The following is a 21,057-nucleotide window of genomic DNA, read 5'->3' as shown; positions in this document are numbered from 1 at the left end:
TATGCGGACAACTGATGAAGGTCGGAGGTGGTCGTGGTGAGCGGCTCCACGATCTCGCTGGGCGTCGAGGAGGAGTTCCACGTCGTCGACACGCGGACCCGCCATCTGGTCCCACGGGCGGGGATCCTCCTGGACATGCTGCCGGAGGACTGCTTCACCAAGGAGCTCCAGTGCTCCACGCTGGAGGCCAACAGCAAGCCGTTCCGTGACCTGGAGGACCTGGCCCGCGACCTCGGCGGCATGCGCGCGATGGTGGTGCGCAGGGCGGAGAGCCTGGGGCTCGGCATCGTGGCGGCAGGCAGCGTGCCGCTGGCCGACATCGACCGCATGAAGGTGTCGCCCGACCCGCGCTACGAGCAGATGCTCGACGACTACCAGCTCCTCACCCGCGAGCAGCTCATCTGCGGCACCCAGGTCCACGCGGAGGTGACCGACCGCGAGCTGGCGCTCGCCCTCGCGCACCGGCTGTCGCCGTGGGCGCCGCCGCTGCTGGCGCTCAGCGCCGGCTCGCCGTACTGGCTCGGGTCCGACACGGGGTACGGCAGCTACCGGACCATGGTGTGGCAGCGCTGGCCCACGGCCGGGCCGATGGCCCGCTACGACTCCGTGGCCGACTACGAACGCATGATCGGCGGCCTCATCCAGTCAGGTGTGATCACCGATCCCGGGATGATCTACTTCGACATCCGGCCGTCGGACCACGTGCCGACCGTGGAGCTGCGCATCTGCGACTCCTGCCCGCGCGTGGAGGACATCGTGCTGATAGCCGGGCTGTTCCGGGCGCTGGTGGCCCGCGGTCTGGAGGACGTGCGGCGCTCCCCCGGCCTGGAGGTGCCGCTGGAGAGCGTACGGGCCGCGACGTGGCAGGCGGCGCGCTCCGGGCTCGAAGGCGAGCTGGTCGACCCGGTGGAGGGCGTGCCCAGGCCCGCCGCCGAGGTCGTCACCGGGATGGTGGCGGGCCTGCGGCCGTACCTGGAGGAGGCCGGCGACTGGGAGCTGATCTCGGGCCTGACCCGCGAGGCGCTGGCCAGGGGCAGCTCGGCGGCGCGGCAGCGCGCGGCGTTCGCCCGGCGCGGGCTGCTGGGCGACGTGGTCGACATGCTCCTCGCCGAGACGCGGTCCGGCGGATGGGAGCCGCTGGGCGGCGACAGCACCTCGTCGTACCGGCCGGCCGCCTGAGGCGACACGGACGGCCATGTTCCACGTGGAGCAACCGGCGGCGTGACACGCCGGCGTGCGCGCCCGCCACTCGGCGGATCCGGTGCGAGGACTGATGCGAGATGACGGAAGGTGGACGGACGGATGTGCGGGCTGACCGGTGAGATGCGCTTCGACGGGAAACCGGCGGACATGGGCGCCGTGGACCGGATGACCGAGGCGATGCACGAGCGCGGACCCGACGGCTCCGGCCTGTGGGCGATGGGGCCGATCGCCCTGGGACACCGTCGCCTGAAGATCATCGACCTGTCCGAGAAGGCGGCGCAGCCCATGGTGGACGGCGAGCTCGGGCTCGCCGCGGTGTTCAACGGCTGCCTGTACAACTATCGCGAGCTGCGCGAGGAGCTGCGCTCCGCCGGTTACCGCTTCTTCTCCACCTCCGACACCGAGGTGCTGGTGAAGGCGTTCCACCGGTGGGGCGGCGAGTGCGTCGACCGGTTCAAGGGCATGTTCGCCTTCGCGGTGGCCGAGCGCGACACCGGCCGGCTGACGCTGGGCCGCGACCGGCTCGGCATCAAGCCGATGTACCTGTCCCGGAGCGGCGACCGGCTGCGCTTCGCCTCCACCCTGCCCGCGCTGCTGGCCGCCGGCGACGTGGACACCACGATCGACCGGGTCGCCCTGCACCACTACATGACCTTCCACTCCCTGGTGCCCGGCGAGCGCACCATCCTCGACGGCGTCAGCAGGCTGCCCGCCGCCACCGTACGGACCTTCGAACCCGACGGCACCAGCACCGACCGCCGCTACTGGGACCCCGCCTACACCCGCTCGGCCCTGCCCGAGCACGCCGGCCTCGGCGACGACGAGTGGCGGCCTGCCGTGCTGGAGGCGCTGCGCGCGGCCGTGCGCCGCCGGATGGTGGCCGACGTGCCGGTCGGCGTGCTGCTGTCGGGCGGCCTGGACTCCAGCCTGATCCTCGCGCTGCTGGCCGAGGAGGGGCAGGAGGGGCTGGCCACGTTCAGCATCGGCTTCGAGGCGGCGGGCGGCGAGCGCGGCGACGAGTTCCACTACTCCGACCTGATGGCGCGGCGCTACGGCACGGACCACCACCGCATCCGCATTCCGGACAGCCGTCTGGTGACCGGGCTGGAGGAGGCCGTGCGGTCCATGAGCGAGCCGATGGCCAGCCACGACTGCGTCGCCTTCCACCTGCTGTCGCGGGAGGTCGCGCGGCACGTCAAGGTGGTGCAGTCCGGGCAGGGCGCCGACGAGGTGTTCGGCGGCTACAGCTGGTTCCAGCCGCTGGCCGGGGTGCCGCGCGAGCAGGCCGGCGACGCGTACCTGGCCGCGTTCGCCGACCGGCCGCACCAGGAGCTGGCGGGTATCGTGAGCCCCGAGTACCTGCTCGACGACGACGTCAGCTCCGCGTACGTGCGCGCCCACACGGCCCGGCCGGGCGCCGACACCGCACTGGACGCCGTGCTGCGGCTGGAGACCACCGCCATGCTGATCGACGACCCCGTCAAGCGCGTGGACAACATGACCATGGCCCACGGCCTGGAGGCGCGCACCCCGTTCCTCGACCACGAGCTGGTCGAACTCGCCGCGGCCTGCCCCGACGGGCTCAAGCTCGCCGACGGCGGCAAGGGCGTGCTCAAGGACGCCGCCCGCCGGCTGCTGCCCGCCGAGGTCATCGACCGGCCCAAGGGCTACTTCCCCGTCCCCGCCGTGCGCCACCTCGACGGGCCCGTGCTCGACCTGGTCCGCGACGCGCTCACCGCCCAGGCGGCCCGCTCGCGCGGCCTGTTCCGGCCCGAGTACGTCAGGACGCTGCTCGACGACCCCGGCCGCGACCGCGCCACCACCGGCGTCAACACCCTGTGGCAGCTCGGGCTGCTCGAACTGTGGCTGCAGGCCCAAGGAGTCTGATGGCCCTGCCCCCCGCGCTGCCCTCCCCCGAGAGCCTGGACGCCTGGGGGTGCTGGAACCCGTCACCGGCGCCCGACCATGGCTCCGTGGCGTACGTCAGCGACCGGGACGGACGCCCCCGCGTGTGGATCCAGCCCCTGCCGGGCCACGCGGCGGCGGGTCGCGCGGGACTCCCGGCGCGCCATCCCGGACGTGCCGGGGCCGGCGCCGACCCCGGCGCGTCCGGGTCCGGCCCGGGCTCCGGGGTGACGGGCGCGGGATTCGAACCGATGGGGGCGGACGCGGAGCCCCGCCTGGCCCGCGGCGTGTCCGCGTGGCCGGTCGAGACCGGTCCCGAGCCGGTCTGCGACGTCTCCTGGGCGCCGACCGGCGCGCGGCTGGCCGTCCTCGTCGCACCCGGCGGTGGCGAGCACACCCAGGTGTGGACGGTACGGCCGGACGGGGACGATCTGCGCCCGCTCGCCATGCCGCCCGGCGGCTCCGCGTCGTTCGTCCGGTGGACGGGGCGCGGCGAGGTGCTGCTCGTCGCCGAGACGTCGGCCTCGGGCGTGACCGAGGCCGTGCTGGTGGACGCCGCGACCGGAGGCCGCGAGGTCGTCGCGGCGGGGCCGCTGCTGCGGCCGGCCGCCGTGAGCCGCGACCACGCCACGCTGCTGCTGCGCCGGGGGCCGCGCGGCGCTCGGCGCATGTCGCTGGCCGGCCGCGGTCCGGGCTCGGACGGCGAACGGCCGCTGCTCGCCGACCTGCCCGGCTCGACCGACTACGGCATCCTGTCGCCGGACGGGGAGACGGCCTACCTGCTCTCCGACGCGGGCCGCGACCGCCCGGCCCTGCTGGCCGTACGGCGGGTGACGGGTTCCGCCGGGACGGCCGCGCGGCGGGTGGAGGGTTCCGCCGGCACGGCCGTACGGGGGGTGGAGGGCTTCTCCGGCGCGGCGGCGCGACGGGTGGAGGGTTTCTCCGGGACGGCGGCGCGGCGGCCGGGGGTGACGCCGCCGGACGGTCGCCATCGTCCGGCCTGGCCGGGCCTTCCGGGCGGCGGGCCGCAGTCATACGGTGCGGCGGCTGGGCGGGAGCATGCCGTGGCGGCCGAGCGGGGCGAAGCCGTGCCGACGGGCCTGGAGCATGGCGTGCCGACCGGCTCGGAGCATGGCGTGCCCGGTGGACGACGGCATGGCGTGGCGGCCGGGCCGGAGCCGGACGGGCGGGAGCACGTCGTGCTGGCCGGGCGGGACGACGCCGAGCTCGACCAGTTCGCCCTGACCCCCGACGGCCGGTGGGCGGTCCTCGTCTGGAACGAGCACGGCCGCTCCGCCCTGGCGGTCCTGGACACCGGCACCGGAGCCGTGACCCCGCTCCCTCCCCTGCCGGCCGACGTCGTGACCTCGATCCGCATGAGCCTCGACGGCGCCACGGCGGTCATGGCCGCCGAAAGCCCGGACCAGCCCTCCCACGTGCTGCTCTGCGACCTCGCCACGGGGCGCTACGAGGAGGTGGCGGGCCTGGGGCGGCTGGCCCACGCGCCCCGGGCCGAGCTGATCGAGTTCACGGCGCACGACGGCCTCGACCTGGCCGCCTGGCTCTACCGGCCCCCGGCCGTCCAGGGGCCCGCGCCGTACCTGGTGTACCTGCACGGCGGCCCCGAGGACCAGGAGCGGCCGACCTTCAACCCGCTCTACCACAACCTGCTCGCCGCGGGCATCGGCGTGCTCGCGCCCAACGTGCGCGGCTCGTCCGGTCACGGGCGGGCCTTCCGCGAGGCCGACGACCGCGAGCTGCGCTTCCACGCCATCGAGGACGTCGCCGACTGCGCCGCCGAGCTGGTACGGCTGGGCCTCGCCGACCCGGGCCGGCTCGCGTGCATGGGCTGGTCGTACGGCGGCTACCTGACCCTGGCCGCCCTGGTCGCCCATCCCCGGCTCTTCCGCACGGGCATCGACGTGTGCGGCATGTCCGACTTCGAGAGCTTCTATGCCCGTACCGAGCCGTGGATCGCCGCCGCGGCGGTCGGCGAGTACGGACACCCGGAGCAGGACCGCGACCTGCTACGGGCGCTGTCGCCGCTGCGGCGCTTCGACCGGCTGGAGGCCCCGCTGCTCGTCGTCCACGGAGTCCACGACACGAACGTGCCCGTGCACGAGGCCGAGCAGGCGGTCCGGGCGGCGCGGGCGCGCGGGGTGGTGTGCGAGGAACTGCTCTTCCCCGACGAGGGGCACGAGATCCGGCGCCCCGCCAACCGGGCGGTCTTCGTCGGAAGGGTCGTCGACTGGCTCACCCACCACCTCGTCGCGCCGCATCACTAGCCGCCGCTCTCGCGGAGGATGTGCTGGTCCACGACGGTCTCCAGCAGCAGCTCCCGGTAGCCCGCCTCCTCGAACAGCACCGTCAGCCGGTCCTCGTCGCGCCGGATGACCTCGCCCGGCCCCCACGTCTCGTGCTCCACCTGGGCGTGGACCGGGAACGGCCCCTCCTCCCGGACGGGCTCGCTCGCCGTCCCCGCCCGGCAGGTGTCGCAGTGGCCGCACGGCTCCCCCAGGTCCTCGCCGAAGTACGCGAGCAGGAACCGCCGCCGGCAGTCGCGGGTCTCGGCGTAGCGGCGCATCATCTCGTGCCGGGTGCGTTCGATCTCGCGGTGCCGCTCGGCCAGTTCGCGCGCCCGCGCGGCTGCCTCGGCCGGGCCGGGGCCGCCGGCGACCGGCGTGACGCGGCGCGTCTCCAGGCACACGGCTCCGCTGCGTTGCAGCAGGTCGAGCAGCGTGGTCAGGCGCCGGGCCGACAACCCGGTGCGCTCACGCAGCACCTTCCGCTCGACGCCCGCCTTGCCGTCGATCTCCGCCTTGCCCTCAACGCCCGCCTTCCCCGCGGGGTCCGCCTCGCCCGCGGCGTCCGCGACCGCGCGGGCGACCTGCTCCAGGGCCTCGGTGTCGGGCACGGCGCCGGTGAAGAACCGCTGGAGCGCCAGGTCCTCGGGCCGGTAGAACAGCAGCGCCTCGGCCGGGTCGCCGTCCCTGCCCGCGCGGCCGATCTCCTGGTAGTAGGCGTCCAGCGAGCCCGGGATCTCGCTGTGGAAGACGTACCGGACGTCGGGCTTGTCGATCCCCATCCCGAACGCGCTCGTCGCGACCACGACGTCCAGCTCGCCCGCCATGAACCGGCCGTGCGCCGCGTCCCGCTCGCCCCGCCGCAGCCCCGCGTGGTACGCCTCGGCACGCAGCCCCGCCTCCGCCAGCCGCCCGGCCAGCTCGGCGGTCCGCCGCCGCGTCGCCGTGTAGACGATGCCCGGCGACGGCTGCTCCAGCACCGCCGCGACGAGCGCGTCGGCGGGGTCGGACAGCTCCCGGCGCACCGACAGCGTGATGTTGGGACGGTCGAACCCGCGCACCACCTGCAGCGGGTCGCGCATGCCGAGCCGCTGGACGATCTCCTCGCGTACCGGAGGGGCGGCCGTGGCCGTGAGCGCCGCGATCACCGGCCGGCCGATCGCCTCGGCGGCCGAGCCGAGCCGCAGGTAGTCGGGGCGGAAGTCGTGCCCCCAGGCCGACACGCAGTGGGCCTCGTCGACGACCATGAGCGAGACGCGCGCCTCGGCCAGCTCGCGCACCACGTCGGGGCGGGCGAGCTGCTCGGGCGCGCAGAACAGGAACTCCGTCTCGCCCGCGCGCAGCGCCTCGAACGTGGCCGCCCGCCTGCCCGCCGGCGTGCTCGCGTCCACGCTGGTCGCCTTCTCGTCGTGCCGTTGCCGGCGCAGCGCCTCCACCTGGTCGCGCTGGAGGGCGATCAGCGGCGACACGATCAGGGTCGGGCCGGGCAGCAGCAGCGCGGGCACCTGGTAGACGGCCGACTTGCCGCTGCCGGTGGGCATCACGACCAGCGTGTCGCGGCCCTCGGCCAGCGAGGTCATGGCGTCGAGCTGGCCGGGCCTCAGCTCGTCCAGGCCGAGCAGCCGGCGGGCCGCGTGCTCGCACCTGTCCCGCACGCCGCCGTCGGAGGTACGCGTTGGCATGGCCGGGCCCCTACCCAGGTGGGCAGGGGTATGCCGGGCGTCAGGTGAAGCGGCGGTACGAGACGACGCCGATGCTCGCGTTGCTGGCGACCGACGACTGCTTGACCACGTCGCCGGGCTTCGGGGCGTGGATCATCTGACCGTCGCCGATGTAGATGCCGACGTGCGTGGCCGGCTGACCGAAGAACACGAGGTCGCCGGGCTGCGGCGGGCCCGTGACGGCCTGGCCGCTGACCCGGTAGGACTCGGCGGTCGCGTCGCCGACCTTGATGCCGGCCTGGTTCATCGCGTAGTAGACCAGGCCGCTGCAGTCGAACGCCGACGGACCGTTGGCACCCCAGATGTACGGCTTGCCGAGGTGCTGCCGCGCGGCGTTGACGATGTCGGCCCCGGTGCCGTTGCCCACCACGATCGGCACGGGCGTCCCGCCGCCGCCCGAGAAGGACGTGGCGACGGCGCCGGTCCCGCCGGAGTAGCCGCCGGGCGCCGCGCCGCCGTTCCCGCCGCCGCCGTCGTAGCCGGCCAGCGAGGTGGTCCCGAACTTGGGCACGGGGGTCGGCTGCCAGCCGGTCGTGCCGAACGGGTCGTCGCTCACCTGCTTGATGCCCTTGAACGACACGTGCTTGGCCTTGATCTTCGCCCTGATGGCCTTCTCAGCGTCGTTGACGGCCCCCTCGGCGGCCGCGAGGTGCTTCTCGGCCTCGCCGCGCGCGAGGCTGACCACTGGAGCGATGGCCGCGTCGAAGTCCTTCTGGGACGCGTCGGGGTTCGCTTTCCTGAACGAGCGGACCTGGGCGAGCACGCCCTCGCAGAGGCTGTTGACCTTCGAGTGCGCCTTCTCTATCTCGTCGGCCACGGTGTCGAGGCTTCCCGCGCAACCGCTGAGGATGTCGTGGAGGGCGTCGCCCGCGACCTGGTAGTCACGCATGTACGTGACGAAGTCTTCGGCGGAGCCGCCCTGCCAGCCGGCGTTGATGTTCTTGACGGCGGTGCCGAGCTTGCCGGTGCCGGTGCTGACCTTGCCCGCCGTGCCGCGCCAGCGCTTGGCGACCTCACGGATGCCGCTGGGGTCGCCGGTGAGCTTCTCCAGAATGCCGGCCAGTTTGGATCCGTCGCCGGGCAGCCCGTCCACGGTCTCGCTGGCGCCCATCAGACGGCCGCCACGTCGCCGGCCTTGGTGGCCTTGCGGGTGTTGGTCTCCACTTCTTCGAGGCCCGACTCGACGCCGGAGAGCCGGCGGTGGGCGTACTCAAGGTCCTCGCTGGCGATCTTCTCGACGCTGTCGAGCAGGCCCGCGAGGGCCGAGGCGCCGTCGAGCTTGCCGAACATCAGGGAGCTGGCCGTGGCCGGATAGTCGCCCGCCGCCGCTCTGTAGTCCTTGACCAGCTCACCCGCGACGGTCTGACCGTCGTCGAGCGCTTTGTACTGGAGGTCGAGACCCGCCATCTACACCGCCCACCGGATCGTCATGACGTCCCTCATGAACACATCCGCCACGGATGCGATCAATAAGCGCTTCCGTCACTTTAACCGAAGGACCTGGACGCGCACGAGAAGATCGCCGAGTCCGGAGGCCGGCCCGCGCGGGCGTGGGCGGCCCGGGTCGCGGCCCCTCTGCTAGAGTCACCCGGACTGATACGGCCGCTCCTGTTCCATCGGGGCGGCCACGCTGCTTTTCGGATGTCCGTCGCGTGCGCCGGGGCCCCGCCCCGCCGTCACGCGCTACCCGAAGGAGCAGCATGTCCGGCCCCTCCCTGCCCCGCCAGCTCGCCCGCACCCGGCGGTTCACGCTCGGCGCGCCCGGCAAGGTCACCGTCTCGCCCGACGGCGCGACCGTGGTCTTCCTGCGCAGCCGGGCCGGCGACGATCCGGTGAGCTGCCTGTGGGCGCTCGACGTCGCCACCGGCCGCGAACGCCTCCTCGCCGACCCCCGCGCGCTGCTCGTGGGCGCGGACGAGCGGCTCTCGCCCGAGGAGCTCACCCGCCGGCAGCGCGCCGGCGAGCTGTCGTCCGGGATCGTCGCGTACGCCGCCGACGCGGCCGTCGAGCTGGTGGCCTTCGCGCTGTCCGGCCGGTTGTGGACGGTCCGGGTGAGCAACGGTGAGGTACGGCCGGTCGCCGCGGCCGAGCCGGTCCTCGACCCGCGCCCGGACCCGGCGGGGCGCCGCGTCGCGTACGTGAGCGGTGGCGCCCTCCGCGTGGTCACCCTGGAGCGCGGGGAGGCTCCGGAGTCCGGGGACGCTCTTGATGGCGGGGGCGCCGTGGCGGGCGGCGGGGACCGGGCGGTGGCCGTCCCGGACGGGCCGGAGGTCACCTTCGGGCTCCCCGAGCACGTCGCGAGCGAGTCCATGGGCCGTCACCGCGGCTACTGGTGGTCGCCCGACGGCACCCGGCTGCTGGTCGCCCGGGTGGACACCGCGCCGGTGCGGCGCTGGCACCTGGCCGACCCCGCCGAGCCCTCCCGGCCCGCCGTCAGCTTCCCCTACCCGTCGGCCGGCACGGCCAACGCCGAGGTCAGCCTGTGGATCGCGGACGCCGAGGGGGAGGCCGCCCTCACCCCGGTCGCCTGGGACGCCAAGGGGTTCGAGTACCTGACCGAGGCGGGCTGGGACGCCGCCGGGCCGTACGCGTCCGTGCAGGCCCGCGACCAGCGGCACGTCCAGGTGCTCGGCCTCGACCCGGACACCGGGGCCACGCGGGTGCTGGCCGAGCAGCGCGACGACGCCTGGGTGGAGCTCCTGCCCGGCCTGCCCGTCCGGGACTCGGCCGGGGCATTGTTCACCTGCGGCGACATCGGGGGCACGCGCCGGTTGCTGGCCGACGGCGTGCCCGTGACCCCGCCCGGCCTCCAGCTCCTCGGCGTGCTGTCGGTGGACGGCCGTACCGTGCTGTTCGCGGCGACGGACGAGCCGACGCGGACCGACGTCTGGTCGTACCACCCGGACACCGGCGCCCGCCCCCTCACCGGCCCGGACACCGGCGCCCGCCCGCTGACCGGCCCGGACACCGGCGAGCATCCCCTGGCCGCCGGCCCGGACAGCGGCGCCGGCCTGCTGTCCGCCGAGCCGGGTGTCCACAGCGCGGTGCGCGGCGGCGGCACCACCGTGCTCTTCTCCCGCGCCCTCGGCCGCCCCGGCACCCGGGTCACCGTCCACGCCGCGTCCGCACCGCCGTCGTCCGGAAGCGCGCCGGTGGAGATCGTCTCGTACGCGCAACGCCCCGTGCTGGAGCCCCGGGCGGAGCTGCTCACGCTCGGCCCCCGCGAGCTGCGCGCGGCCCTGTTCCTGCCGTCCTGGCACCGGCCCGGCGACGCCCCGCTGCCCGTCCTCATGGACCCGTACGGCGGCCCCGCCCTGCGCAAGGTGACCGCCGAGCAGGCGTGGTGGACGTACGTGTCGCAGTGGTTCGCCGAGCAGGGCTTCGCGGTGCTCGCGATCGACGGCCGGGGCACCCCGGGACGCGGACCGGCCTGGGAGCGGGAGATCCACCTCGACCTCGCCGGCCCGGTGCTCGACGACCAGGTGGAGGGGCTGCGCGAGGCGGCGGCCCGGCGGCCCGCGCTGGACCTGTCGCGGGTGGCGATCCGGGGCTGGTCGTTCGGCGGGTTCCTGGCCGCTCTCGCGGTGCTGCGCCGGCCCGACGTCTTCCACGCCGGCATCGCGGGCGCGCCCGTCACCGACCAGCGGCTGTACGACACCCACTGGCGCGAGCGCCACCTCGGCCACCCGGACGAGCACCCCGAGGCGTACGACCGCTGCTCCCCCGTCCTGGAGGCCGCGTCGCTCGCCCGGCCGCTGCTGCTCATCCACGGCCTGGCCGACGACAACGTGGCGCCCGCCCACACGCTGCGGATGTCGGCGGCCCTGCTCGCGGCCGGGAAACCGCACGAGGTGCTGCCGCTGCCGGGAACGACGCACCTGCCCGCCGAGGAGTCCGTGGCCGAGAACCTGCTGCTGCACCAGCTCGGGTTCCTGCGCCGGGCCCTGCCTTCCTGAGGACGCCCGAATCGGCTGATCTTGTTCGGTCCCGGACTGTCGGTGGGTTCCGGTACATTCTCGGATCATCAAATCGGCCGTTCGCGTAGTGCCGCAGCACGATCAGGCGTCCGCGAGCCGTACGGGCTGGGAGGTCGGAGGGTTCGTGAGCGCGGACATGACCGCGTGGGAGCGGCGCAGCGTGGTGCCGGTGGTGCCGCCTGTCCGGCCGCGCAAGCTGGCCAAGGTGCCGTTCGTCGAGCTGGCCGACGGGCGCCTGCAGGGCGTCGTGTCGAGCGGCTCCGACATCGAGCGGGTGTACGTCTCGTCCATCGCCGCCGGCACCCACGCCTTCAGTTGCAGCACCAACAACAACCGCGTCTGCGGCGGCCTGTACGGCGTGCCGTGCAAGCACCTGCGGGCGCTCGTCGCGGAGGCCGTCATCCAGTACGGCCTCGACCGGGTGGCCGGCTACCTGCGCGTCGAGGTCGGCGAGGACGGTGACCTGTTCGACGCGCTGGACGGCGAGGAGGAGCGGACGCAGGCGTCCATGGTGTTCAGCCGGTTCCTGCGTCACCTGGCCTACCTGGAGCTGCCGGGCACGGGTCAGGCCGTGGCCGAGCTGCACTGGTTCCCGGCGACGGGAGCGGGTGCCTGATGCTGGGAGTGCAGATCGCCGCGCTGCTCGACGGCGACGTCACGGGGGCCGGGCAGGCCCTGGAGCTGGTGGCGGGGTTCGACGAGGCGCTGGCCAACGGGTTCGCCCGGCTGGGTGAGGAGCGGGCCGGGGCGCTGACGGCGCTGGCCGGTGCCATGGCCGGCACCCCGCTGGGCGACCGGGCGGCCGAGGCCGCGGCCAAGATCGCCGCGGGGTCGGTCGGAGAGGAGCACCTGGCGGCGCTCGCCGGGGCCCGCGCCGCGCTGCTCGGCGCCGTCCACGACGGCCTGCTCGACCGGCTCGACGCCGCGCTCGGCCGCGACCGCGCGCCCTGGCCCGCCGCCCCTCCCGCCGGGACGGACGACGAGCCCGGCGTGCCGGGTACGGCCGAGAGCGAGCCGGGCGGGCCGGGTACGGCCGAGAGCGAGCCGGGCGCATCCGGCGGCGAGCCGGCGCACGTGCCCGCAAACCTGCTCGCCGCCTCCCGGTCCTGGCTGAACGAGGTGGCCATCACCGGCTGGCGCGGCGTCGACCACGACCTCGTCTCCGCGTCCAGCCAGACGATCGAGGCGCTGCTCGCCGAGCCGGGCGCGCGCCGGCTCGCGGTGCTGCTCGACGGGCTGGCCGCCGAGCTGGCCGCCTCCAGCCCGATCGGCCTGATGGCGAGCCTGCCCGCCCGCCGCTGGGGCGACCTGTGGACGCGGGCCGTGCTGCTGGCCCAGCCGGGCGGCCTGGCCGGGGGGCACGGGGCGGTTCCCGTGTCCGGGCGGCTGCTGGTCCTCGGCGTGGACGTCCACGAGCACGGCACCGCCGTACAGGTCCAGGTCCACGGTGTGCTGGAGCCCGCGGGCGGTGAGCCGAAACGGCTGGTGCGCGCGAGCGTCGGCGCAATGAAGGTGGACACCATCACCGGCCCCTCCGTGTGGCGGCTGCTGGCGGGCCACCCGGTGCTGCTGTCCGCGCTGGCCGAGCACCGCGCCCTCGACCTGACCGGCATGCCGCTGCTGCCTGGCGGCGACCTGGTCTGGCACGACGACCGGGCCCGCGCGGGCGAGCCGGCCGACCCGTTCGCCGTGGCCCGCGTCCAGCTCGCCGGCGCGCTCGCCGCGCCGACGCCGCCCCTCGACCGGCATCCCGTACGGATCGCCGAGCCGGTCCTGGTGGAGGGCTACACGGTCGGCGGCGACGGCACGCTCACCCTCGACGGCCGCACGCTCGCCCTCGACATGGACCGGCTGCCCTCGTGCGGCCCGCTGACGCCCCAGCTCGTGGCGGCCTCCAGCGCCTGCGTGGGCCTGGTCCGGTGGGACGGCGGCCGGTGGGCCCTCCAGCCGCTGGCGGTGCAGGCGACCGTCAAGCGCAAGCCGGTCGAGGCCGGCAACGGCGACTGGGCGCTCGGCCCCACCGACCCCAAGGCGGTCAAGGCCGAGGCGAAGGCCGGCGACGTCGTGGCGGTGCTCCAGGAGCGGGCGGGACGGCTGCTGCGGCGATGAGCGAAGCCCCCACCGAGCCCCCCGTGGACTCCTCCACCGAGCCCCCCGTGGACTCCCCTGCCCAGCCCGCCGCGGAGTCCCCCGCGGAGTCCCCCGCGGCGCCTGCCGCCCGGCCCGCCGCCGAGCCTCCCGCCGGCTCCGCCGACGCCAACCGGCGGCAGCTCCTCTACTGGCGGCTGCTGTCGCGCCTCTTCGAGGCCGACGAGCAGCCCACCCTGGAGAACGGCAGCATGGCCGTCGTCGGCGACCTCGGCCTGCCCGCCGCCCTGCTCGACCCGTCCGTCTCCATCGACAACGTCGTCCAGCGCTTCCCCGACCTGGCCGCCGAGTTCGACGGCCTGATGGCGCCCGAGAGCCTGCCCGAGTCGGAGGAGATCGGCGCCGACGAGGTGCGCCGGGCCGCGCTCGTGTCGAAGCTGCTGCTCAACGTGTTCGCCACCGGCTCGGGCCCCGTCTCCGCGAGCGACCTCGCCTGCTGGCAGCAGGACGCCGGCTGGTTCGAGCGCGCCCTCGGCCACGAGCCCGGCGGCGTGCGGGGCCGCGGCGAACACGAGCTGGGCGGCGTCCTGGCCGGCCTCGAAGGCGACCTGGTCAACCGGATGCGCCTGCGCGAGGTGCTGGCCGACTCCTCGCTCGCCCGGCAGCTCACCCCGAGCATGTCGCTCATCGAGCAGCTCCTGCGCGACAAGGCCAACCTGTCGGGCATCGCGCTGGCCAACGCCAAGGCGCTGATCCGCCGGTTCGTCGACGAGGTCGCCCAGGTGCTGCGCACCCAGGTCGAGAAGACCAGCGTCGGCAAGATCGACCGGTCGGTGCCGCCCAAGCGGGTCTTCCGCAACCTCGACCTCGACCGGACGATCTGGAAGAACCTCACCAACTGGAGCCCCGAGGACGAGCGGCTGTACGTCGACCGCCTCTTCTACCGGCACACCGCCCGCAAGACCACGCCGCAGCGGCTCATCGTGGTGGTCGACCAGTCGGGTTCGATGGTGGACGCCATGGTCAACTGCACCATCCTGGCGTCGATCTTCGCGGGGCCGCCCAAGGTGGACGTCCACCTGATCGCGTACGACACCCGCGCTCTCGACCTGACGCCGTGGGTGAGCGACCCGTTCGAGGTGCTGCTGCGCACGACCCTCGGGGGCGGCACGCACGGCCCGGTCGCGATGGCCATGGCCCGGCCGAAGATCGCCGAACCACGCAACACCGTGCTGGTGTGGATCTCCGACTTCTACGACGACCGGTCACTCATGGTCGACTTCGAGGCGCTGCACAAGTCCGGGGTGAAGTTCATCCCGGTCGGTTCGGTCAACAGCTCCGGCCAGCAGAGCGTGGACCAGTGGTTCCGCCAGAAGCTCAAGGATCTGGGCACCCCCGTGCTGTCGGGCCACATCGGCAAACTCGTGTCCGAGCTCAAGAACTTCCTCACCTAGGAGAACCCCCGAATGTCCGACGAGATGCTGCGTGCACCCGCCGAGGCGAAGTACGCCGACGAGCTGGACTGGCTGGAGTCCGTGGACGACGGGCCCAGGCCGTTCTCGTGGCGGCTGAGCCCCCGCATGGTGCGGCTGTTCGTGCTCGGGTCCGAGCGTTCCGACGGGCTCGACCGCGAGATCAAGCAGAAGTGGTTCGGCGACCGGAGCCTCGTCGAGCGGGCCATCGTGACGCTCGCCTCCGACCGGGGCCTGCTGCTGATCGGCGACCCGGGCACCGGCAAGAGCTGGCTGGCCGAGCTGCTGGCCGCCGCGATCTCCCGTAACTCGACGCTGGTCGTCCAGGGCACGGCCGGCACCACCGAGGACCACATCAAGTACTCGTGGAACATCTCCATGGTGATCGCCAAGGGGCAGTCCCGCGAGTCGATGATCCCCTCGCCGATCATGACCGCGATGGAGCAGGGGGTGATCGGCCGTTTCGAGGAGCTGACCCGCTCCACCAGCGACGTCCAGGACGCGCTCATCTCGATCCTGTCCGAGAAGTACGTGTCGATCCCCGAGCTCGACGACGACAACGTGGTCTTCGCCAAGCCCGGCTTCTCCATCATCGCCACCGCCAACAGCCGCGACCGGGGCGTCAACGACCTGTCCTCCGCCCTGAAGCGGCGCTTCAACTTCGTGCGCATCCCCGTCGTGACGAACAAGCGCAGCGAGGCGGAGATCGTCCGCTTCCGCACCACCGAGCTGCTGCGCCGCCACCGCATCGAGCTGGACGTGCCGCCCACGCTGCTCGACATCCTGCTGCAGAGCTTCGCCGACCTGCGGGCCGCCTCCGAGTCGGCCTCCAGCGACGACGAGCGGCTGGAGTCGTCGCTGTCCACGGCCGAGCAGATCGGCGTGCTGGAGGACGCGATCCTGCACAGCCACTTCTTCGGCGACCGGACGCTGCGCGCGCAGACCCTCGCCGGCTCGCTGGTCGGCTCGCTGGCCCGGCGCAGCCCGGAGGACCTGGCCATCCTCAACAAGTACTGGCACGGCGTCGTCGAGCCCCGCAGCAAGAAGGAAGGCGGGCAGTGGCCGGACTTCCTCGAAGGCGGCCGCCAGGCGATCGCCACCCTGTCATGAGCGCGCCCGGGGCCGTCGAGGGCCCGTTCGCAGCCCTGCGCGAGCAGTTGCTGGAGGCCGCCGCGGCCTTCGCCGGCGCCCCGGCCTCCCTGTCGGAGATCCTCGCGGGCCTGGTGGACGACGTCGACCGGGCGCTGCGCGAGCAGCTTGAGATCTTCCCGGTGTGTCACCACTCGCCGGCCTCGGCCCTGGCCATGGCGCGCCGGCTGCGGGAGAAGCGGCCCGAGGTCGTCTACCTGGAGCTGTGCGAGGACCTGCGCCCGCTGCTGGACGAGCTGCGCAACTGCCGCCTGCCGGTGGCGTTGCAGGCGTTCGCGACGGAGCTCGACGGCTTCCCCGCCGGCTCCGGGCCGCTCAGCGTGGTCGCGCCCATCACCGAGGCGTCGGCCGAGTACCAGGTGATCGCGTACGCGCTGGAGACGCCCGGCGTCGAGCTGGTCCTGGTGGACCGCTCGGCCGACCACGTCTTCCAGTGGCTGGACAAGGACAAGGACAAGGACAGGGACGACGCCCCGGCGCCGGACCCCGAGCACGGTGAGGACGCCGCGCTGCACGGCGACGCCGTGGGCATCGAGATCGGCGACCTGCGCCCCCGCTTCGCCGAGCTGGAGGCCCACCTGCTGCACCACGGCAAGGTGCGCCACTGGTCCGAGTGGTGGGACCAGTACGTCGAACGGCCCCTCCTCGACGCCGACCACGACACCTACCGGCAGGTCATGGTGCTGATCGGCAGCCTGTTCCGGCGGCTGGCCCCGGAGCGGGGCGACCGGCTCGCGCGCGACGAGGAGCGGGAGCGCCACATGTGGACGCGCATCCGCGAGCACCTGTCCACCTCCGGCGCCGACCCGGCGCGCGCCATGTACGTGTGCGGCGCCTTCCACGCGGCCAGCCGCGTCGAGGAGTTCGGGCTGGCGGGCTCCGACACCTACACCGTCACCCCGCGCACGGGCACGCGCTGGCTGTACGGGCTCATCCCGTCGAGTCACTCGGCCATCGAGGCCCAGTTCGGCCTGGCCTCCGGCTCGGTGTCGATCGCGGCGGCGACCTGGACCAAGGCCGTCTCGCGCGGCGGCGTCAAGCCGTACCGGCTGGAGGGGCAGCAGACCAAGGCGAAGCCGAAGAAGGCGGCGCAGCCGCAGGTCACCGTGCCCGGCCCGGTGCCCGACCGGCTCAGCGGGTTCCTGTCCAAGCCGCCCGAGCTGGGCGGGCTCGACGAGACCGAGCTGCTCGGCTGGTGCGTCGACCTGGTCCGGCTGGCCCGCCGCAACGGCTACCTGTCGAGCACCGCCGACGCCATCGCCGTGTACGAGACGTCGATCCTGCTGGCGGGCATGCGCGACCGCGCCCGGCCGACGCCGTACGACTTCCAGGACGCGGCGGTCACCTGCATCGAGAAGGACGTGGTGCCCGGCCGGCGCGACGTCCGGCACCTGTGCGAGATCCTGCTCGGCGGTGACCGGATCGGGCAGGTCGGCTACGCGTCGATGCCGCCGCTGGCCCGCGAGGTCTACGACCGGCTGGAGCCGCTCGGGCTCGACCTGCACAAGCGCACGGTCCAGCGGGCGCTGATGAACCTGGGCGCCGAGCCCGAGCTCGCGCCCTGCTCCCACCTGCTGTGGATGCTGCGCTACCTGCTGCCCGACGGCGTGGTGCGCCCGATCATGGGCACGCGGCGGCTCGGCGAGCGGTCTCTCCAGGAGAGCTGGGACCTGTCCCTCGGGCAGCACCAGCGCTCGCTCATCGAGCTCGGCTACGAGGGCGTCACCGTCGAGCAGGTGCTGGAGCGGCGGCTGCGCCGCGCGGTCTGGGACCCACAGGCCACGGCCGCGACCGCGCTGGAGGCGGTCGAGGACTCGATCGTGTTCCTCGGCAGCCGGCGCTTCACCGACGAGCTGGGCGCGCGGGCCGTCGAGCTGCTGTCGGCCGAGCGCACCGTGGACGACGCGCCCGAGGTGCTGCGCCGGATGCGCCGCCTGCTCGCCCACTTCCGGGCGGCCGAGCCGGAGCTGCCGGCCTGGTGCGAGGCGTTCGTCACCACCGGCTACGCGCACTACTGCACGCTGCTGCCCACCGCGTTCGTGGCCGAGGACACCGGGGTCCGGCAGGTGGGCGCCATGCTGGGCTTCCTGTTCTCGATGGAGGGGCTGGCGCTGTCGCTGGGCTGCGACCGGGCCCAGCTCGAACTGGCGGTCCAGCAGTCGCATCCGCAGGCGCCGGCCAAGGTGGCGCTGCTGTGGGGGGCGCAGTCGCAGCTCGGGCTGCTGCCGCTCGCCGCGCTGCGGGAGCGGTGCGACGGGCTGCTGGCCAACCCGCTCGTGGTGCCGTCGTTCCCGCTCTACATCAGCGGGTTCGTGCAGGCGCTGGAGTCGGTGCCGGCGCTCACGCCGTTCGTGGTGGAGGTGATCTCCAAGGCGTTCGGCCGGTTGCCGGACGCGGTGCTGCTGCCGTGGCTGCCCAAGCTGATCACGACGCTGCGGGACCAGGCGCGCGAGCTCGTCCCGGTGCTGGTCCGGGAGGCGGGCCGCACGTTCCCGGCCGGGCTGGTGGAGCTGGACGCCTGGGTGCCGCCCTGGGAGCGGCCCGCCGCACCGCCCGCGACGGCGGGTGGCCAGGGGGTCGCGGCGAGCGGGCCGGTGGCGGAGCTGCTGCGTGCCCACCCGGACACCTGCGACGCCGTGGCCGCGCTGCTCGGCTGCGAGGGCGGCTGGCAGGCGGACGAGCCGCCCGCGTACGCGGAGGCCGTCGCGCTGCTGGCCCGTCACCCGGAGACGGCGCTCGCGGTCGCCGGTCTGGTGGCTCCCACGGGGTAGGGGTGCCGGGAGAGCAGGGGCCGCTGAGAAGGGGGCAGGGCCAGTGCAGACATTCCTCCCGTACCCCGACTTCGTGCGTTGCGCCGAGGTGCTGGATCTCCGGCGCCTCGGCAAGCAGCGGGTGGAGGCGCTGCAGATCCTGCGCGCCCTCACCGTCCCCGGCTACGGCTGGCGGCACCACCCGGCGGTGCGCATGTGGGCCGGCTACGAGGAGGCCCTGGCCCGGTACGGCCTGGAGGTGTGCCGCCGGTGGTGCGCGGCCGGGCGCCAGGACACCTGCGCCGGCACGATCAGCCGGGAGGTGGCCGAGCACTGCGGCCACCGCACCGTACGCGCCCAGCCGGAGCTGGCGACGGACGGCGAGCTGCCGCCGTGGCTGGGCGACGCCGCGCTGCACCTCAGCCACCGCTCGGCCCTGCTGCGCAAGGACCACGCCTTCTACGATCCCCTCTTCGGCCCCGAGCCGGACGACCTGCCCTACGTGTGGCCGCCCTCCGACCGGCCGCCGTCGTGCCTGCCGGGCAACGCGTTCTCCTGATCCGGCCGCGTGCCGGCGAGCAGGCGGGTGAGCGTGGCGACGAGCCAGCGCTCGTAGCCGTCCGCGTCCCAGCCGATCATCTTCCTGGCCAGCAGGTAGGTCTCGGCGTGGACGAGGATCGTCGTGGTGTCGGTCAGCCAGGCGAGATCGCTGCCGGGCGGCACGAGGCCGTCGTCGTCCATCCGGGACCAGAACGCGCCGATGTTCTCGCGCGTCGCCTCGCGGGCGGCCTGCGCGGCGGCGGCCAGGTCGGGCTCGACGGCGCCGGCCTCCAGGGCGACGGCCAGGATGTCGCCGGCCCGCTCCATCATCAGCCGCCCGCCCACGGCCAGCGCCTCGATCCGCTCGGCGGCGGTGGGCGCGGTGAGCGCGAGCGTGAACCACGGCCTGCCGCGCACGTCGACCGGCTCGGTGTCGCCGGCGAAGGCCACGTCCACGGCGCGCTTGAGCAGCGCGGCCTTGGTGCCGAAGCGGACGTACAGCGTGCGGTGCCCGACCCCGGCCCGCTCGGCGACCGCGGTGAGGGTCGTGCCGGCGTAGCCGTTCTCCAGGAACAGCTCGACGGCGGCGCTCAGGATCCGGGTCTCGGTCTCGGCGACGCGGGCGGCGCGCAGGTCGCGCTTGACGGGGTCCGACATGCGTTGCAGTATAACTGCAACGATGCAGTTCGACTGCAAGGAGGCTGGCCATGACGGACGCTCCACGGCTCGACGGTATCCACCACGTCAAGCTTCCCGTCAGCGACTTGGAACGTTCCCTGACGTGGTACAACACCAGGCTCGGCTACGAGGTGGAGATCGAGTTCCGGGAGAAGGGCATCCTCATGGGCTGCGCCCTCCGGCACCCCAACGGCGGCCCCATGCTGGCCCTGCGCCTCGACCCGGCGCGGGCCGAGGCCGCCGCGGGGTTCGACTACTTCGCCATCGGCGTGCCCGGCAAGGAGGAGATCGACGACCTCGCCCAGAGGCTCGTCGCGCTGGGCGAGACCCACGCCGGCGTCCACTTCGCCACGATCGGCTGGATCCTGCCCGAGCTCCACGACCCGGACGGGCACGAGGTGCGCTTCTACACCACGAGCCACCACACGGAGCCGGGCCCGGACGTGCTCACGGTGGACGACGCCCGCGAGAGCGCCGAGCGCCGCGAGCGCGAACTCACCTGACCGGGCCTCCCCGCCTCATCCCGCGGCCCGGGTGGTGCGGCCCGGTTCGACCGCCTCGTCCGTCTGACCGCGGCCCCACCGCGATCCCCGGTAGGCGCCCCGGCGCAGGCGCGCCAGCCACCCCGTCAGGCGCAGGGCGGGGTGGCCGTTGAGCACCGGGTCGAAGGAGACGTCGGCGCCGGGCAGCGGGGTGTGCACCCGGAGCGTCGCGACCCGTACCGGCCGCCGGCCGGCGGGCGCGGCGAGCAGGCGGAACACCAGCGGGCCCCGCTCCAGCGCCCGCCGCAGCGCACCGATCCGCGCGGGCACGCCGCCCGTCCCCCCGTCCTGCTCCGGGTGCTTCTCCGGGTACGCGAAGAGCCGGACCGGCATCGATCCGTGCCGGTACGCGGCCAGGCTGGAGTACGGCCCGGCGGTGAAGTCCAGACGCGGACCCGGCAGCCACGGCACGCCCGGGACGCACGTGGACAGCAACAGGTCCACGTCGCCGTGCGAAGGCCCCGCGCCCGGCAGCCGCAGCGCCAGCCCCAGCACGTCGGGCAGCGGGCCGGGCAGCGACCCGCCCCTGGACAGGCGGGCCACCACCTCGTACGACCCCGGTTCTACGAGCGCCGGCAGCCCCGGAGCCGGGCCCCGCTCCTGCACGAGCGTGGCGGCGACGGTCAGGCCGTCGCGGTGCAGGGCCCGGCCCCGGCGCAGCGTGGCGACCAGCCGGGCGACGACGGAGGCGGCGCGTTCCGACAGAGATCCGGACGACATGCCGCCCCC

The 21,057-nt window shown here is 74.3% G+C and carries 16 protein-coding genes; 11 read left to right on the top strand and 5 right to left on the bottom strand.

All coding sequences use genetic code 11. The features are described 5' to 3' along the window. Positions 1-36 precede the first annotated feature (36 nt). The 3 genes from HT134_RS30965 to HT134_RS30955 all read left to right on the top strand — a co-directional run bounded on the left by HT134_RS30965 (position 37) and on the right by HT134_RS30955 (position 5,393). The gene (locus tag HT134_RS30965) at positions 37-1,179 is read left to right on the top strand and encodes a carboxylate-amine ligase (RefSeq protein WP_312888575.1); all 1,143 of its coding nucleotides are present in this window, start codon (positions 37-39) and stop codon (positions 1,177-1,179) included. Between the two features lie 111 nt (positions 1,180-1,290). Next, positions 1,291-3,090 (top strand): N-acetylglutaminylglutamine amidotransferase, encoded by a 1,800-nt coding sequence (locus HT134_RS30960; protein WP_312888574.1) that lies wholly within the window; start codon positions 1,291-1,293, stop codon positions 3,088-3,090. After that, the gene (locus HT134_RS30955; RefSeq protein ID WP_246365894.1) at positions 3,090-5,393 is read left to right on the top strand and encodes a S9 family peptidase; all 2,304 of its coding nucleotides are present in this window, start codon (positions 3,090-3,092) and stop codon (positions 5,391-5,393) included. The genes HT134_RS30960 and HT134_RS30955 overlap by 1 nt, the downstream gene beginning before the upstream one ends. Here HT134_RS30955 and HT134_RS30950 read toward each other — a convergent pair. From HT134_RS30950 to HT134_RS30940, 3 genes are read right to left on the bottom strand one after another with little or no spacing between them, the layout of a single operon-like run. After that, a complete protein-coding gene (locus tag HT134_RS30950; RefSeq protein ID WP_175604011.1) occupies positions 5,390-7,093 on the bottom strand; it encodes a RecQ family ATP-dependent DNA helicase in 1,704 nt (567 codons plus the stop codon). The two genes, HT134_RS30955 and HT134_RS30950, sit on opposite strands and share 4 nt — an antisense overlap. 40 nt (positions 7,094-7,133) lie before the next feature. Beyond that, complete coding sequence (locus HT134_RS30945; RefSeq protein ID WP_175604010.1) at positions 7,134-8,243, bottom strand: bifunctional WXG100 family type VII secretion target/C40 family peptidase; 1,110 nt, start codon at positions 8,241-8,243, stop codon at positions 7,134-7,136. Continuing rightward, on the bottom strand, positions 8,243-8,539 hold the full coding sequence (locus HT134_RS30940; RefSeq protein WP_175604009.1) for a hypothetical protein: 297 nt from the start codon (positions 8,537-8,539) through the stop codon (positions 8,243-8,245). Before HT134_RS30940 ends, HT134_RS30945 begins: the two co-directional genes overlap by 1 nt. Before the next feature lie 293 nt (positions 8,540-8,832). On the opposite strand from HT134_RS30940, the gene HT134_RS30935 reads away from it, so the two are divergent. The 7 genes from HT134_RS30935 (at position 8,833) to HT134_RS30905 (ending at position 19,127) form a co-directional block, all read left to right on the top strand. Continuing rightward, positions 8,833-11,088 (top strand): S9 family peptidase, encoded by a 2,256-nt coding sequence (locus HT134_RS30935; protein WP_175604008.1) that lies wholly within the window; start codon positions 8,833-8,835, stop codon positions 11,086-11,088. A gap of 145 nt (positions 11,089-11,233) precedes the next feature. Continuing rightward, complete coding sequence (locus tag HT134_RS30930) at positions 11,234-11,725, top strand: hypothetical protein (RefSeq protein ID WP_312888573.1); 492 nt, start codon at positions 11,234-11,236, stop codon at positions 11,723-11,725. After that, a complete protein-coding gene (locus HT134_RS30925; protein ID WP_175604007.1) occupies positions 11,725-13,218 on the top strand; it encodes a hypothetical protein in 1,494 nt (497 codons plus the stop codon). The genes HT134_RS30930 and HT134_RS30925 overlap by 1 nt, the downstream gene beginning before the upstream one ends. Further along, the gene (locus HT134_RS30920) at positions 13,215-14,651 is read left to right on the top strand and encodes a VWA domain-containing protein (protein WP_175604006.1); all 1,437 of its coding nucleotides are present in this window, start codon (positions 13,215-13,217) and stop codon (positions 14,649-14,651) included. Before HT134_RS30925 ends, HT134_RS30920 begins: the two co-directional genes overlap by 4 nt. Before the next feature lie 12 nt (positions 14,652-14,663). Continuing rightward, a complete protein-coding gene (locus HT134_RS30915) occupies positions 14,664-15,779 on the top strand; it encodes an ATP-binding protein (protein ID WP_175604005.1) in 1,116 nt (371 codons plus the stop codon). Then, positions 15,776-18,589, top strand: a complete 2,814-nt coding sequence (locus HT134_RS30910) for a DUF5682 family protein (RefSeq protein ID WP_175604004.1) — start codon at positions 15,776-15,778, stop codon at positions 18,587-18,589. Before HT134_RS30915 ends, HT134_RS30910 begins: the two co-directional genes overlap by 4 nt. 43 nt (positions 18,590-18,632) lie before the next feature. Beyond that, positions 18,633-19,127, top strand: a complete 495-nt coding sequence (locus HT134_RS30905; protein WP_175604003.1) for an MSMEG_6728 family protein — start codon at positions 18,633-18,635, stop codon at positions 19,125-19,127. Here HT134_RS30905 and HT134_RS30900 read toward each other — a convergent pair. Further along, positions 19,067-19,765, bottom strand: coding sequence for a TetR/AcrR family transcriptional regulator (locus HT134_RS30900; RefSeq protein WP_175604002.1), 699 nt, complete (start codon positions 19,763-19,765; stop codon positions 19,067-19,069). The genes HT134_RS30905 and HT134_RS30900 overlap by 61 nt on opposite strands. A 50-nt stretch (positions 19,766-19,815) precedes the next feature. Between HT134_RS30900 and HT134_RS30895 the strand changes: the two genes are divergently transcribed. Next, positions 19,816-20,289: a VOC family protein gene (locus tag HT134_RS30895; RefSeq protein WP_175604001.1), complete on the top strand. Its 474-nt coding sequence runs from the start codon at positions 19,816-19,818 to the stop codon at positions 20,287-20,289. Between the two features lie 15 nt (positions 20,290-20,304). Here HT134_RS30895 and HT134_RS30890 read toward each other — a convergent pair whose 3' ends face one another. Further along, a complete protein-coding gene (locus HT134_RS30890; RefSeq protein ID WP_175604000.1) occupies positions 20,305-21,048 on the bottom strand; it encodes a phosphodiesterase in 744 nt (247 codons plus the stop codon). Positions 21,049-21,057: the final 9 nt, after the last annotated feature.

It is taken from the genome of Nonomuraea rhodomycinica, from assembly GCF_013363995.1.
Classification (GTDB): Bacteria; Actinomycetota; Actinomycetes; order Streptosporangiales; family Streptosporangiaceae; genus Nonomuraea; species Nonomuraea rhodomycinica.
Note: the sequence above shows the minus strand (reverse complement) of the source record. Positions and strands in the feature narration are given on the sequence as shown.